This window comes from Streptomyces sp. NPDC086554 (assembly GCF_040686095.1).
Classification (GTDB): domain Bacteria; phylum Actinomycetota; class Actinomycetes; order Streptomycetales; family Streptomycetaceae; genus Streptomyces.
In genome coordinates, this window is record NZ_JBFBJK010000030.1 from 1 (window position 1) to 14,404 (window position 14,404).

At 69.9% G+C, this 14,404-nt stretch carries 13 protein-coding genes and 1 tRNA gene; 7 read left to right on the forward strand and 7 right to left on the reverse strand.

The window, feature by feature from the left end:
- The first annotated feature begins 361 nt into the window (after positions 1 to 361).
- Both AB0O76_RS36225 and AB0O76_RS36230 read left to right on the forward strand, forming a co-directional pair.
- A complete protein-coding gene (locus tag AB0O76_RS36225) occupies positions 362 to 1,873 on the forward strand; it encodes an FG-GAP and VCBS repeat-containing protein (protein WP_365500589.1) in 1,512 nt (503 codons plus the stop codon).
- Positions 1,874 to 2,009: 136 nt separating this feature from the next.
- Positions 2,010 to 2,978 (forward strand): Yip1 family protein, encoded by a 969-nt coding sequence (locus AB0O76_RS36230; protein ID WP_365500592.1) that lies wholly within the window; start codon positions 2,010 to 2,012, stop codon positions 2,976 to 2,978.
- Between the two features lie 110 nt (positions 2,979 to 3,088).
- On the opposite strand, the gene AB0O76_RS36235 is transcribed toward AB0O76_RS36230, so the two are convergent.
- Entirely contained in the window at positions 3,089 to 3,586 is a 498-nt protein-coding gene (locus AB0O76_RS36235) for a phosphoribosyltransferase (protein WP_365500802.1), read from the reverse strand.
- Positions 3,587 to 3,606: 20 nt separating this feature from the next.
- Positions 3,607 to 4,182, reverse strand: coding sequence for a dCTP deaminase (gene dcd, locus AB0O76_RS36240; RefSeq protein WP_121787742.1), 576 nt, complete (start codon positions 4,180 to 4,182; stop codon positions 3,607 to 3,609).
- Between the two features lie 547 nt (positions 4,183 to 4,729).
- On the opposite strand from dcd, the gene AB0O76_RS36245 reads away from it, so the two are divergent.
- Both AB0O76_RS36245 and AB0O76_RS36250 read left to right on the forward strand, forming a co-directional pair.
- Positions 4,730 to 4,803: transfer RNA gene (locus tag AB0O76_RS36245), tRNA-Gly, on the forward strand.
- 235 nt (positions 4,804 to 5,038) lie between these two features.
- Positions 5,039 to 7,690, forward strand: a complete 2,652-nt coding sequence (locus AB0O76_RS36250; protein ID WP_365500595.1) for an RICIN domain-containing protein — start codon at positions 5,039 to 5,041, stop codon at positions 7,688 to 7,690.
- Positions 7,691 to 7,719: 29 nt separating this feature from the next.
- On the opposite strand, the gene AB0O76_RS36255 is transcribed toward AB0O76_RS36250, so the two are convergent.
- Together AB0O76_RS36255 and AB0O76_RS36260 are read right to left on the reverse strand one after the other, a co-directional pair.
- Entirely contained in the window at positions 7,720 to 8,133 is a 414-nt protein-coding gene (locus AB0O76_RS36255; RefSeq protein WP_365500598.1) for a hypothetical protein, read from the reverse strand.
- A gap of 63 nt (positions 8,134 to 8,196) precedes the next feature.
- Positions 8,197 to 8,625 carry a hypothetical protein gene (locus AB0O76_RS36260; protein ID WP_365500601.1) on the reverse strand — a complete coding sequence of 143 codons (429 nt, stop codon included), beginning with the start codon at positions 8,623 to 8,625 and terminating at the stop codon, positions 8,197 to 8,199.
- A gap of 229 nt (positions 8,626 to 8,854) precedes the next feature.
- Between AB0O76_RS36260 and AB0O76_RS36265 the strand changes: the two genes are divergently transcribed.
- Positions 8,855 to 9,724, forward strand: coding sequence for a helix-turn-helix domain-containing protein (locus AB0O76_RS36265; RefSeq protein WP_365500604.1), 870 nt, complete (start codon positions 8,855 to 8,857; stop codon positions 9,722 to 9,724).
- A gap of 11 nt (positions 9,725 to 9,735) precedes the next feature.
- Here the strand turns inward: AB0O76_RS36265 and AB0O76_RS36270 are convergent, their stop codons facing one another.
- The 3 genes from AB0O76_RS36270 to AB0O76_RS36280 all read right to left on the reverse strand — a co-directional run bounded on the left by AB0O76_RS36270 (position 9,736) and on the right by AB0O76_RS36280 (position 11,976).
- Positions 9,736 to 10,950: a cation:proton antiporter gene (locus AB0O76_RS36270; protein ID WP_365500607.1), complete on the reverse strand. Its 1,215-nt coding sequence runs from the start codon at positions 10,948 to 10,950 to the stop codon at positions 9,736 to 9,738.
- A gap of 11 nt (positions 10,951 to 10,961) precedes the next feature.
- Positions 10,962 to 11,399 carry a S8 family serine peptidase gene (locus AB0O76_RS36275; protein ID WP_365500610.1) on the reverse strand — a complete coding sequence of 146 codons (438 nt, stop codon included), beginning with the start codon at positions 11,397 to 11,399 and terminating at the stop codon, positions 10,962 to 10,964.
- Positions 11,400 to 11,475: 76 nt separating this feature from the next.
- Positions 11,476 to 11,976 (reverse strand): potassium transporter TrkG, encoded by a 501-nt coding sequence (locus AB0O76_RS36280; RefSeq protein ID WP_365500613.1) that lies wholly within the window; start codon positions 11,974 to 11,976, stop codon positions 11,476 to 11,478.
- A gap of 93 nt (positions 11,977 to 12,069) precedes the next feature.
- Between AB0O76_RS36280 and AB0O76_RS36285 the strand changes: the two genes are divergently transcribed.
- Entirely contained in the window at positions 12,070 to 12,681 is a 612-nt protein-coding gene (locus AB0O76_RS36285) for a TetR/AcrR family transcriptional regulator (protein ID WP_365500616.1), read from the forward strand.
- Positions 12,682 to 12,727: 46 nt separating this feature from the next.
- Positions 12,728 to 14,377: an acyl-CoA dehydrogenase family protein gene (locus tag AB0O76_RS36290; protein ID WP_365500619.1), complete on the forward strand. Its 1,650-nt coding sequence runs from the start codon at positions 12,728 to 12,730 to the stop codon at positions 14,375 to 14,377.
- The last annotated feature ends 27 nt before the right edge of the window (positions 14,378 to 14,404 follow it).

Genomic DNA, 14,404 nt, shown 5'->3' on the forward strand with positions numbered 1-14,404 from the left:
CGGGCGGGTACGGATAGAGGGATAAGATGTTGGCGAAGGCTACCAGCTCCAAAAGCACACCCGGGTGGCCCCCCCCCCCCCCCCCCCCCACCCCCCCCCCCCCCCCCCCCCCCCCCCCGCCCCCCCCCCCCCCCGGGGGGGCCCCCGGCTCTCCCTACGGCGACGGCCTCCCAGGAGAACGACGACGCGGGCGCCGTATGGCACCTCCCTGCTCGGCCTTCGGGTCGGACCTCGCGGGATGATCGAGGCGTGCGCGCGAGGGCAACCCTTGCCCAACTCCACGTGTCAGACAGGTGAACCCGCTGAAGCTGCGCATCACCTGTACCGAACTCCCCTTGCTCACGAACGAGTTGGAGCCCTCATGCCCCTGCGCACACGCACACGCCCCCGTGCCCTCGCCGTCGCCGCCACCGCGACCGCCCTGGCCGCCACCGGCCTCACCCTCCCCTTCGCGGCAGGCGCGAGCGCCGCGCCCACGCCTGCCGCCGCGCCCCTCACCAGCGACTTCAACGGCGACGGGTACGACGACCTGTTCGTCGGCGTGCCCAGCGGAACCGTCGACGGCAAGGCCAAGGCCGGTTACGTGAGCGTCGTGTTCGGCGGGGAGTACGGGCCGGGACCGCACAGCGTGCGGCGCATCACCCAGGCCACCGTCGAGGTGCCCGGCACCCCGGAGGCCGGTGACCGCTTCGGCGGGTCCGTCGTCGCCGCGCATGTGGACGACGACAAGTACGCGGACCTCGTCATCGGCGCCCCCGGCGAGGATTTGTCCGACAGCGGCTCCGCTGCGGGCGACGCCAAGACCGACGCCGGGTCCGTCACCGTCCTCTACGGCACCGGCGACGGCTTCGCCACGGCCAACACCGCCGCCCGCGGCGCGAAGTCCGGCGACGTGTTCGGAAACGCCCTGGCCGCCGCCGACTTCACCGGTGACACGGACGTCGATCTGGCGATCGGCGGCAAGGACCAGGTCGTCGCCAACTTCAACCCGTTCGCCGCCGACACCCGGCCCCTCATGGCCGACCGCATGGGCGGCCGCGCCCCGGTCCTGACGACCGGCGACTTCAACACCGACGGGCTTCCCGACCTCGCCCTCGGCTACTACACGCAGAACCAGCCCTACACCCAGTCCCACCTGCGCCTCTACGGCTGGAACAAGGACGAGGGCTCCATGGGCAACTTCTGGAACAACTCCAACGGCGCCGCGAACGCCCTCGCATCCGGCGACTTCAACGGCGACGGCTACGACGACCTCGCCGTCGGCAACTGCCGCGAGATCGCCGACGAGAACATCGACGACCCGTGCGGTCCGGAGAAGCTCACCAAGGGCGGCGGCATCCACATCCGCTTCGGCGGCGCCAACGGCAGCTTCGGCTGGGAGCAGCAGACGTTCAACCAGGACACCGCGGGCATGCCCGGCGTCGCCGAGACCGGTGACGGCTTCGGCGACGCGCTCGCCGTGGCGGACATCGACGCCGACGGCCACGACGACCTGATCGCGGGCGCCCCCGGCGAGGCCATCGGCAGCGCGGCGAAAGCGGGCAGCGTCACCGTCCTCAAGGGCGGCGAGATGGGCCTGCTCGACCCGGCGGGCGCGGCGAACGCGGGAACGGTCGCGTACCAGCAGAACTCCCCCGGCATCCTGGGCGTCGCCCAGGCGGGCGACCTCTTCGGCGGGGCGCTGGCCTTCGGTGATCACAACGGTGACGGCGTCCGGGACCTGTCCGTCGCCGCGCCCGGCGAGAACTCCTCCGCGGGCGGCGTCTGGGACCTGCCCGGCGCCAAGGCCGGCGGCTCGGTCGTCACGCCGAACTCCCTTGGCCTGCCCGCCTCTTCCAACCCCTTGGCGTACGGAGCGGTGCTCGGGAAGTAGCCGGTCACCGGCGCCACCGGGGACCCTGGGGTAAACCCCTCAGGGTCCCCCTAAGGGTTGTCACAGGTCAGCGGCAAAGCCGCTCTCCTCCTGGGGAGGGACGCCCCGGTCCCTTCAGACCAGGTACGTTCGATGCGTGGCTGGATTCAGGATCGGACGCGGCCGGGACAACCGCGCCCCGCAAGCGCGACCGCAACAACGACCGCGGCAGGAGCCGTACGGGCAGCAGGCCCCCCAGGGCCAGCAGCCGCCGTACGGCTACCCGCAGGCGCCCCCGGGCCCTCAGCAGTACGGGCGTCAGCCCTACGGGCAGGGGCCGGGCGGACCTGGTGGGCCTGGCGGGCACGGCGGGCAGCAGTGGCCGCAGGCGGGCGGCAATCACGGGGAACCGGAGTACTTCGGCGGACCGGATGACCCCGCTCACGGCGGACCAGGGGGACAGGGCGGCTACGACCCGTACGCCGCGAACAACCCGGGTCACACCCAGGCCTTCTCCATCGGCGAGGACCCCTACACCCAGGGCGACACCTACCGCGCGGGCCAGGCGAGCGCCCCGCCGATGGGCCCGCGGCTGCACTGGAAGGACCTGCTGCGCGGCATCGTGCTGAGCCCGGGCCCGACCTTCCTGCAGATGCGGGACTACGCGATGTGGGCCCCGGCCATCATCGTCACCTTCATCTACGGCCTGCTTGCGATCTTCGGCTTCGACGCGGCCCGCGAGGACGCGATCAACGCGACGCTCTCGTCCGCCGTCCCGTTCGTCCTGACGACCGGCGTCGCGATCACGATCAGCGCCTTCATCCTGGGCGTGGTCACGCACACCCTCGCCCGCCAGCTCGGAGGCGACGGCGCCTGGCAGCCGACGGTCGGCCTCTCCATGCTGATCATGTCGATCACGGACGCGCCCCGCGTGGTGGTCGCGATGTTCCTCGGCGGCGGCCAGCCCTTCGTACAACTCCTCGGCTGGGTGACCTGGCTCGCGGCGGGCGCGCTGCTCACGACGATGGTGAGCAAGTCGCACGATCTGCCGTGGCCGAAGGCACTGGGCGCGGCGTCGATCCAGCTCCTGGCGATCCTGGCGATCATCAAGCTGGGCACGTTCTAGCGGAGACAGAAACACGAGGAAGGGCCCCGGCGGACGACCGTCCACCGGGGCCCTTCTACATGTCTTACATGTCTCTGAATCGAGCCTCAGGCGCTCAGGCGCTCAGGCGCTCAGGCGTCGAGAACCTGCCCCGCACGCTTCACGACGGGCGGCTCGACACTCCACGGGAAGTTGATCCACTCATCGGTCCGCTTCCACACGTACTCGCACTTCACGAGGGAGTGCGACTTCTCATAGACAACGGCGGACCGCACTTCAGCCACGTGATCGAGGCAGAAGTCATGGACGAGCTTCAGCGTCTTCCCGGTGTCGGCGACATCATCAGCGATCAAGACCTTCTTGTCGGTGAAGTCGATCGCGTTCGGGACGGGCGCGAGCATGACGGGCATTTCCAGGGTGGTCCCGACCCCCGTGTAGAACTCCACATTCACCAGGTGGATGTTCTTGCAGTCGAGCGCGTACGCGAGCCCGCCCGCGACGAAGACGCCCCCGCGGGCGATGGAAAGCACGACATCCGGCTGGTACCCGTCGTCGGCAATCGCCTGCGCGAGCTCGCGGACAGCGCCGCCGAACTTCTCGTACGTAAGGTCCTCGCGCACGTCACTCACGCCGTCACTCATGCTGGATGTCACACCTGTGTCCGATGGAAATTGAGGAAGGAGCGGGAGGCGGTCGGCCCGCGCTGCCCCTGATAACGCGACCCGTACCGCTCAGAGCCGTAGGGCGACTCGGCGGGCGAGGTCAGCCGGAACATGCACAGCTGCCCGATCTTCATGCCCGGCCAGAGCTTGATCGGCAGCGTCGCGAGGTTCGACAGCTCAAGGGTCACGTGCCCGCTGAACCCCGGGTCGATGAACCCGGCGGTGGAGTGCGTGACGAGCCCAAGGCGCCCGAGGCTGGACTTCCCTTCGAGCCGGCTGGCGAGGTCGTCCGGCAAGCTGATGACCTCGTACGTGGACGCAAGCACGAACTCCCCCGGGTGCAGGATGAACGGCTCGTCGCCCTCGGGTTCCACGAGCCGCGTCAGGTCGGCCTGCTCGACGGAGGGGTCGATGTGTGGATACCGGTGGTTCTCGAACACCCGGAAGTAGCGGTCGAGCCGCACATCGATGCTCGAGGGCTGCACCATGGATTCGTCGTACGGATCGATCCGTACCCGTCCGGCGTCGATCTCGGCCCGGATGTCCTTGTCTGAGAGAAGCACGCACCGAGGATACGCAGAGCGCACGGGCCCGCCCCAATCGGACGGACCCGCGCGCCTCACTGCTGCCGCCTGCGACCGTCTCCGGTCGCGCCCCGCTACCGCCTCTGGGCCGTGACCGGCACGGCATGCCGCAGCCGGGCACATCGTGGACAGCGGATGAGACGGCCGGGCCCGAGCCGGTCGGCCTTCTGCATCGGGAACGAAGCGGTGCTGAACACGTGCCCTTCGGCACAACGGACGACGGTGCGCTCCATCAAGTCCTCGAGTCCCTTCCCCAAAGCCGTAGTTGAGCTCGCAGCTTCTCGCACGGTGCACGCACGGTGCACGCACGGTGCTCGTGCGCGAGCTGACGACGAAGGGCCACATTACGGGACGAAAGGGGCGCCCCTCCAGGCGGCACTCCGGCCCCCCACGGTACGCCCCAACTCCCGCGCCCCACAGCGCCATCCGCCCCCGGACGACACCCGGGCCCCGGGGAGAAAACACCCGGGGCCCGGCATGAGGTAGAGTGAGCGACGCTACGACACCGTCTCCGACGGCGTCTTTCGCGGGTGTAGTTTAGTGGTAGAACATCAGCTTCCCAAGCTGAGAGTGCGAGTTCGATTCTCGTCACCCGCTCCACAGTTGAGACCCAGGTCACCCGACCTGGGTCTCTTTTTTGTCCTCACCGTGCACAAGGAGCAACTTCACGTGCACCCGCCGTTACCCGGGTCCTGCTGCCTGACCTGTGCATCCGACTTTCCGGCTCAAGGCAACCCTTTGCGGTGCCTGTGACCACAAGGAGTCGGATCCGGCCGCTCCGGCAGCTGGATCCACCTTCCACCGGTGAACGGCACGCAAGGAGAACACCTCCCCCATGAAGAACCCCACGAACGGCGAGCGCCGCGGGCGTCACCGCCGTCGCTGGACCGCGACCGGTCTGCTGCTCGGCGTCCCCGCCCTCGTCGTGCCGTATCTCCTGTTCGCGCAGGAGGACTCGCAGGCCGCGACAGTCGACGGCAATGCCTACTACCGGCTGGTCTCCGTGCGCAGCGGCAAGGTGATGGACGTCAATGCCTTCTCCACCGCCGACGGCACCCGCATCCAGCAGTGGACCCACCAGAACACCGCCAACCAGCAGTGGAAGCTGAGACCCGCCGGGAACGGCTACCACGAGCTGGTGAACCGCAACAGCGGCAAGGTGCTGGGCATAGCGGGCGATTCGACTGCTCAGGCAGCTGCCGCCGAGCAGCAGACCGACAGCTCCGCCATCTCCCAGGAGTGGCGGATCGACGAGGTGGGCGGTTCCGGCGCCGTCACCTTCACCAACCGCAGGAGCGGCCAGGTCCTGGACGTCTCCAAAGGCTCAACGGCCGACGGCGCGGCAGTCGTCCAGCGTCCCGGCGAGGGCGGCAGCAACCAGCGGTGGAAGCTGGTGAAAACGGCCGAGCCGCAGGCGGCCGGGACCGGCGGGGCGCGGGCGACGGCCGCGGCCGGACCGTATGCGTGGAAGAACGCCCAGGTGGTGGGCGGCGGCTACGTCACCGGGCTGACGTTCAACCCGCGCGCGAAGGGTCTGCTGTACGCGCGCACCGACATGGGCGGTGCGTACCGCTGGGACGTCGCGGCCGAGCAGTGGATCCCCTTGACCGATCGGTTCGGCGAGAAGGACTGGAACCTGCTGGGCATCGATTCGCTGGCCACCGACCGCGTCGACCCCGACCGGCTGTACCTCGCGGCGGGCACCTACACCAACGACTGGGCGGGCAACGGCGCGGTCCTGCGTTCCACCGACCGGGGCCGTACCTTCCAGCGCACCGATCTGCCCTTCAAGCTGGGTGCCAACGAGGACGGCCGCGGCACGGGCGAACGGCTCGCGATCAACCCCGCGGACAACGGCACCCTGCTGCTCGGCACCCGCAAGAACGGCCTGTGGCGCAGCACCGACAAGGGCGTGACATGGCGTCAGGTCACTTCGTTCCCCGTCAAGGACGGCGGGAGCAGCGGCGCGGCCATCTCCTTCGTGACGTACGGCCCGGCCGGAAGCAAGACGATCTATGTCGGCGTCGCCGACAAGTCCACCTCCCTGTACCGCTCCACCGACGGCGGCAGCTCCTGGCAGGCCGTCTCCGGACAGCCCAACGGCCAGATGCCGCAGCACGGCGTGCTCTCCGGTGACGGCTCGCTGTACCTGACGTACGCCAACTCCGTCGGCCCCAGCGGCGCGACGGCGGGTTCGGTGTGGAAGTACACGCCGGCCGGCGGGGCGTGGAAGAACATCTCCCCGTCCAAGGGCAGCTACGGGTTCTCCGGTCTGGCCGTCGACCCGCGGAAGCCGTCCACGGTGATGGTCACCACCCTCGACCGCTGGTGGCCCGAGGACGAGCTCTACCGGAGCACCGACGGGGGCACGAGCTGGAAGGCGCAAGCCGCGAAGTCGGTGCGGAAGGCCTCCGCCGCTCCTTACGTCGGTACCGGCACCGGGCACTGGATGACCGCCCTGGCCATCGACCCCTTCAACTCCGGGCACGTGCTGTACGGCACCGGCAGCGGCATCTGGCGCAGCAAGGACGCCGATGCCACCGACAGCGGCGGCACCAGCCACTGGGCCGTGGGGGCCCGCGGCCTCGAGGAGACCGCGCTGCAGGACGCGATCGCCCCGCCCGGCGGCGCCACCGTCATCTCCGCCATGGGCGACCTGGGCGGTTTCCGCCACGACTCCCTGACCAAAGTGCCCGCCGGGCGGCTGAAGAACCCGATGATGATCACCAGCACCGACATCGATTTCGCCCAGTCCAAGCCCTCGGTGATGGTCCGCGTCGGCCGTGGCGGCGCGGAGGACGGCGCCTACTCCGCCGACGGCGGCAGCAGCTGGAAGGGCTTCGAGGCAGAACCGGTGGGCAGCGCCGACAGCGGCCGTGTCGCGCTCGCGGCGGACGGCTCCGCCATCGTCTGGACCGAGGCCGGTCAGGCGCCGTACCGCTCGACCGACAAGGGGGCGAGCTGGTCGAAGGTCGGCGGCCTTGGCACCGGCGCCGTGGTCGTCGCCGACCGCTCCTCGGCCAAGACCTTCTACTCACTGGCCGACGGCACCCTGCACGCCAGCACCGACGGCGGCGCGACCTTCACCGCCCGCGCCACCGGCCTGCCCGCCGGCCGGCTCACTGCCGTCCCCGGCATCGCAGGCGACCTGTGGATCGCCGGCGGCGACAAGGGGCTGCTGCACTCGACCGACGGCGGGCGCACCTTCACCACCCTCAAGACGGTGCGGTCCGCCTCCGCCCTCGGCTTCGGCAAGGCCGCGCCGGGCGCCGCCTACCAGGCCCTGTACATGATCGGTACCGTCAAGGACGTCACCGGAGTCTTCCGCTCCACCGACAAGGGCGCCACGTGGGTCCGCGTCAACGACGCCGCCCACCAGTGGGGCAGCATCGGCGCCTCCGGCGTCATCACCGGCGACCCCGACACCTACGGGCGCGTCTACGTCGGCACCAACGGACGCGGTCTCCAGTACGGCGACCCGTCCTGACCCCAGCGGGCAGCGGTCCGGCCGACAGGTCAGACGACGCGACAGGAGGTATCGCTGAATACTGCGTTGTCGCCGACCGTGACCGTGAGAGTCGCGCAGAACGAATCATTCCCGCCCGACTTGTGACTGTCGGTTCCCACGCGACACCCACCTGAGCTGGTGCAGATCTTCGATGCGTGATCGACCAGGTTCCCCTTCTCGTCTTCGAGTTGGAGCTCCATCAAGTACCCCGCCAAGGAGCCGCGGTAAGACCCGCTCGCCCAGTAGAGATCTTTCCGGTCGGCCTTGTCGACAAAAACGCTGAAGCAGGACGGATGTTCAGGCTGACTGCCATGGCAATCTGCCGCTTGGGCGGACTGAGTCGTCATGGGAGTGACGAGAAGCGCGAGAGCGCTGAAGGCGACGAGCAGAATACGGGACATGCTCATGGTCGTCCGGGACATGCGGTGACTCCGTTTCACGTACGGCGATCGGTTGCGGTGCGGCTGGTGTTCGCGTGGCCCGACTTACCAGGTCTTGGTGACGGTTTTGATCACCTCGCGATGGCCCGCACCTTCAATGCTCGTATTCACGGTGATGACGGCCTTCCACTTTCCGGTCGACCCAGGGGTGGACCCGGAAGTGGCGCCGCACGTGTCGTGCACCGGCATGCCGCAGGATGCCTTGCCCCTCGCCCGTAGGGTTTCTCCCTTGTACAACTTGACGTCCACGTCGGTCATGGTGAAGACCTTTCGGTCACAGCGGAGAGTTCCGCCGGCGTACGTAGACGTAGATCCGTCCTTTCGGTCCACGATTGCCGACACCTCGCAGTTGGCATCGTCGTAGATATCCGCGTCGGCCGGGGAAACCATGAATGTCCCGCCGCACACAACGGCGGTCGCCATGACGGAAATCGCCTGAAGCGCCGGACGCCGAGCGAACTCAGAGAGCTTCATGGGGCTCCTTTCGGTGAGCATCCTCGATGGACCTCCATGTGCCTGGAGGCCTTCCTGTGCGCCACCAACGCTGGCCGCTGCGCGCGGCGCCCGCCACCGCCGCCGATCACCCGGGGTGATGACGAGACGTCCCGGCCTCTGACCTGCAGAGATGTCGGCGGGAGGTGGGTTGCGGCGGGACGCCCGTGTCATGATGCGAGGCCAACAGGGGACGACAGATGAGATGGCCATGCCTCGCTGGAAGTACTTGCCCGCGTCACTCGGCCCACGGCACCGCGCATTCGTCACGGAGTTGCGCAGGCTGAAGGACCGCAGCGGCCTGAGCATCGCCGCGCTGTCCACCCGGACGGGATTCAGCAGCACGTCCTGGGACCGCTACCTCAACGGCCGCGTGCCGCCCCCGGCGGCCGCCGTCGAGGCTCTGGCCGGGATCTGCGGCGCGGAGCCCGCACGCCTGCTCGCCCTGCGCGACCTGGCCGTGGACGAACCGGAATCAGGACCGGAATCAGGAGCTGAGCCGGGTCTTGAACCGGGTCTTGATCCGGGTCAGGGTCAGGGGCCGTCCCGAGACGATCGCCCGAAGTGGTCGGAGCGGGCCGTGTCCTGGCCGGTCGCCCTCGCCTGCAGCGCGGCCGCGGCACTGCTCACGGCCGCGGCCACCCTGGCGGGGCTGTTCCTCCTCGCCCCGTGGGAGAAGGCCGGCGCGCAGGCCGCCGCCACGGACACGACCGACAAGCCGTACACCGGGCCGGCACATCCCCGGCTCGGAGAGTTCGTCTTCGAGGCGGGCAAGGAGTACGCCTGTGAGGTCGAACGGGACGACTCCGACGGCAAGCTCTACGCGGGCTACAGCCGTACGCACACGGAGATGATCGAGAAGGACGCGTCCCGCTGGTCGGTGGTGGAGACGCAGTGCCTGCTCACACACCACGGCATCTCCCCCGGAACCGCGGACGGCGCCTTCGGCAACAACACCGAGCGCGCGGTGAAGCGCCTCCAGGCAAAGGCCCGCATAGCGTTGGACGGCAAGGTCGGCCCGGATACCTGGAAAGTGCTGCGGAAGTTATCGGCATCATGGGCCGATGGAGATCCGGCCTGAGCCTGACTCCCTCACCACGCCTCCGACTCCGAAGCCGGCCCCTCCGGGATCGTGGCCTCGCCCTCCTTGGCCCGTACCCGGAGGGCGAGCAGCGGGAAGACCAGGACGGAGACCATGGCGGCGCCCACCAGGGCCGCCGCCTCGCCCTTCCCCAGGACCTTCTCGTCCAGGCCGATCGTGGTGATGGCGACGACGAGCGGCAAGCAGGTCGAGGAGTACAGGGTCAGCGCCCTGCGGTCGGCCGGGTTCAGGTCGCGTGGCGCGAGGGCGTATGCGGGGAGTCCTCGTACGACGAGGAACAGGAGCAGGAAGACCGGGAGCAGCAGGAGGGCGCGGCCGCCGTCGAGCAGCGAGGCGAGGTCGAAGTTGATGCCGGTGACGATGAAGAACAGCGGGACGAGGAACCCGAAGCCCATCGCCTCCACCTTGCCGAGGACCTCCTCGCCGCTCTCGGGAGCGGCACCCTGGAACACGAGCCGGGTGAGGAGACCCGCGGCGAAGGCGCCAAGGAGCACATCGAGGCCGAACGCGTGCGACAGGGCCAGCATCGAGACGAGCAGCAGCATCACGAAGCGGACGGCGAACTGTCCGCTGGTGTGCAGCGTCGTACGGATGATCTGGGCGAACCACGGTGGGTGCGGGCGAAGCGCCCAGTAGATCGCCGCCGCCGTGATGACCGCGAAGGCCGCGAGGACCACGGTGGACACCCCCGGATCGCGGCCGCTGAGCAGCACCGCCATGGCGATGATCGGCCCGAACTCGCCGACCGCGCCGAAGGCCATCATCACGGTGCCGAAGCGGCCGCGCAGATCGCCGCTGTCGCGCAGGATCGGCAGGACGGTACCGAGGGCGGTGCTGGTGAGCGCGGTGCCGATGACCACGCCCTTGGAGAGGTCGAGGCCGGAGAGGGCCAGCGCGATGCCGAGGCCGAGTGCGAGGGAGAAGCCCCAGGCCCAGACGGAGCGGCGCAGGGTGTCGCCGCGGATCGCCGCGAACTCGATCTCGTACCCGGCAAGAAAGATGAGCATGGAAAGGCCGAGCTCAGAGAGCACCTCGATGAGCTCGTCCTGATGGGCCAAGCCGAGCACATCGGGGCCGATGAAGATCCCGAGCACGATCTCGAAGATGACCAGGGGGATGCGTACCCAGCGGCCCGCGCCGTGCGCGAGGAGCGGCGCGAGCACGGCGACGGCCATGATCAGGATGAGGGTTCCGGGATAGTCCATGCCGCTGCCGGTCAGTCTTTGCCGACGGCGGCAGAGGCAACGGCGGCGGCAGCGGCAGCGGCCTTGGCGTCGACGATGCCGAGGCCCAGCTTGGCGACATCGTCCGGGTTCTTCGCCGTGTCGCGGACGGCCGCCACGGCGGAGACGTACGGGGCGGCCATGGACGTGCCGTCGAGTTCGCCGTAGCCGCTGTCGTCCTTCAGGGTCTCCTTCGTCCTGTACGTCGGCAGCGTGGAGAGGATGCCGACGCCGGGTGCCGAAACTGCTTGCTGCGCATCGAAGTTGGAGAAATCGGCAGGCGAGGTCGACGCCGGTGTCGACGACCGCGACGACCGTGTCGTCGCCCTGTCGTCCCCGCACGCGGTGGACAGCAGCAGGGTGGCGGCGATGGCAACGGCCAATCGTGTACGAGTACGGATACGTGTACGGGTACGGGTGCGGGTGCGCATGGTCCGAGCGTCGGGGTGATGGCGGCGTACCGCATGTGGGGGCGGACCGTGCGGGCGAATTATGGGGCGGAGTCGCTCAGGAGAGGGCGGCGAACGCCTCCACCGCCTCGATCCGGCCCGTCACGACCACGACGTCGCCCCGCTCCACAACCGTCTCGGCCGTCGTGGGCGATGCGCTCGCCCATCTCGTGCTCGGGCAGCACGACATGGTGCGCGCCGAGCCGTTCGAGGATCTGGCCGTGCCGTCGGCTGATGGCCTTGGCCCAGATGTCGGGGACCTTCGCGTCCAGGAGGTTCGATGTGACCAGGATGCCGGCCTCGATGGCACTGCCGATGCCGACGACCGCGCCTGCCGCAGGACGTGCGGGGAGAGCGCGCGCCGCATCACGACCGAGGCGCGCTCGCCGCGCACCTCCGCCGCGATCGCCGCGGCGAGTACCGCGAAGGTGGTGACCTTGATGCCGCCCGCCGTGCCCGCGCTGCCGCCGCCGATGAACATCAGCATGCAGCTCATCAGGAGCGTCGAGGCGTGCATCGCCCCGATGTCGAGGGAGTTGAAGCCCGCGGTGCGGGTCATCGCCGAGTGGAAGAGTGGAAGAAGCCGTTGCCCCTCGTGCTCGCTCCCTGTGGGGATCTGGCGTGAACATCTGAATGGTGCTTCACTCCTTGCATGGCCTACCGCAAGACCCCCGCCGAAATCCGTCGGCTCGAAGCCGCCCGGGAGCACCTGATCGCCTGTGCCACCTCGGTCGTCGCCGAGGTCGGCTGGTCACAGGCGTCCGTGACCGCCGTCGCCGACTCGGCCGGCATCGCGGCAGGCTCGGTCTACCAGCACTTCCCGTCCAAGGCCGCGCTCGCCGTCGAGGTGTTCCGGCGGGCCGCAGGACGCGAGGTGGAGGTGCTCGGCGAGGTGCTGCACGGCCCCGGCGACCCGGTCGAGCGCCTCGGCCGCGGCGTCGAGGTGTTCGCACGCCGCGCCCTGGAGAACCGCGGCCTCGCCTACGCCCTGCTCGCCGCCCCCGCCGAACCGGCGGTCGGCGCAGAGCGCCTCGACTTCCGCCGCCGCTACCGCACGCTGTGGGCCGAGGTGGTGCGGGAGGGCATCGCGGAGGGCCTGCTGCCCGCCCAGGACGGCGAGATCACCGCGGCCGCGCTCACCGGGGCGATCGGCGAGATCCTCGTCGACCCGCTCGGCACCGCGGACGAGAAGGCCACCGACGAACTCCTCACCGAACTCACCGCCACGGCCCTGCGCTGCGCGGGCGCCACCCCGACCGATTGACCCGGCCGACCGACTGACCCGACCCGGTTCTCCCGCAGGAGGCACCATGTCCACGCCGATAAGCCGCCCCACCTCCGTGACCCACGAAGTCACCAACCAGGCCCCGCCGTTGACCGGACACGACGCCGCCGACGACCCGGTGCTCATCGAGGGCGTACGCAGGGAGGGCGTCGAGTGGCACCTCGACGAGCTGCACCGCTTCGGGCGGTTCGTCGGCAGCGAGGAGGCGCGCACCTGGGCGGACCAGGCCAACCGCCACGAGCCCGAGCTGCGTACGCACGACCGGTACGGCAACCGCGTCGACGAGGTCGACTTCCACCCCGCGTACCACTCGCTGATGGAGGCCACCGTCGGCGCGGGCGCCGCCGGTACGGCCTGGGCGGACGAGCGTCCCGGCGCGCATGTGGCGCGCGCCGCGACCTTCATGGTGGCGACCATGCTGGAGCAGGGCCACATGTGCCCGGTCTCCATGACGTACGCCGTCGTCCCCGCGCTGCGGCGCGCTCCCGACCTCGCCAAGGTGTACGAGCCGCTGCTCACCAGCACGGTCTACGACCCGGGCCTGCGCACGCCGACCGGCAAGCGCGGGCTGCTCGCCGGGATGGGCATGACGGAGAAGCAGGGCGGCACGGACGTCCGCGCGAACACGACGGCCGCCGTCGAACAGGCCGACGGGACCTGGCGGTTGCGCGGACACAAGTGGTTCACGAGCGCGCCGATGAACGACCTCTTCCTCGTCCTCGCGCAGGCACCCGGCGGCCTGTCCTGCTTCCTGGTCCCGCGCGTGCTGCCCGACGGCAGCCGCAACACGTTCCGCATCCAGCGGCTCAAGGACAAACTCGGCAACCGCTCCAACGCGAGCAGCGAGCCCGAGTTCGACGACACGGTGGCGTGGCTCGTCGGCGACGAGGGCAAGGGCGTACGCACCATCATCGACATGGTGACGATGACGCGCCTGGACTGCGTACTCGGCTCCGCCGGGCACATCCGTGAGTCCCTCGCGCAAGCCGCGCACCACACCCGGCACCGCTCCGTGTTCGGCGCCAAGCTCATCGACCAGCCGCTGATGCGCAACGTCCTCGCCGACCTCGGCCTGGAGTCGGAGGCCGCCACCACGCTCGGCCTGCGCCTGGCGGGGGCGGCGGACCGGGCCCAGCGCGGGGACACCGGCGAGCGCGCGTTCCTGCGCCTTGCCACCGCGGTCTCCAAGTACTGGGTGTGCAAGCGGCAGCCCGCCATCGTGGCCGAAGCCCTCGAATGCCTCGGCGGGAATGGATATGACGAGGCGTCAGGCATGCCGCGTCTCTATCGCGAGGCCCCCCTCAACGGCATCTGGGAGGGCTCCGGCAACGTCAACGCCCTCGACATGCTGCGGGCGTTGACCCGCGAGCCCGAGTCCCTCGAAGCCTTCCGTACGGAGATCGAGGCGGCGTCCGGCGCCGACCCGCGCCTCGACACGGCCTGGCACGAGCTGCAGGGCGAACTCGTCCTCACCGAGGACGCACCCCTGCGCGCCCGCCGCGTCATCGAGCGGGCCGCACTCGTCCTCCAGGGCTCGCTCCTCGTACGCCACGCACCGGCGGCCGTCGCGGACACGTTCTGCGCATCGCGCCTCGCCGGGGACCAGGGCTTCGCTTTCGGGACGCTGCCGCCCGGCACGGACTTCGCGGCGCTGCTTGAGCGGCTCCCCGCCTGACGGGCGGCGGCCGTGGCGGGCCGAGCA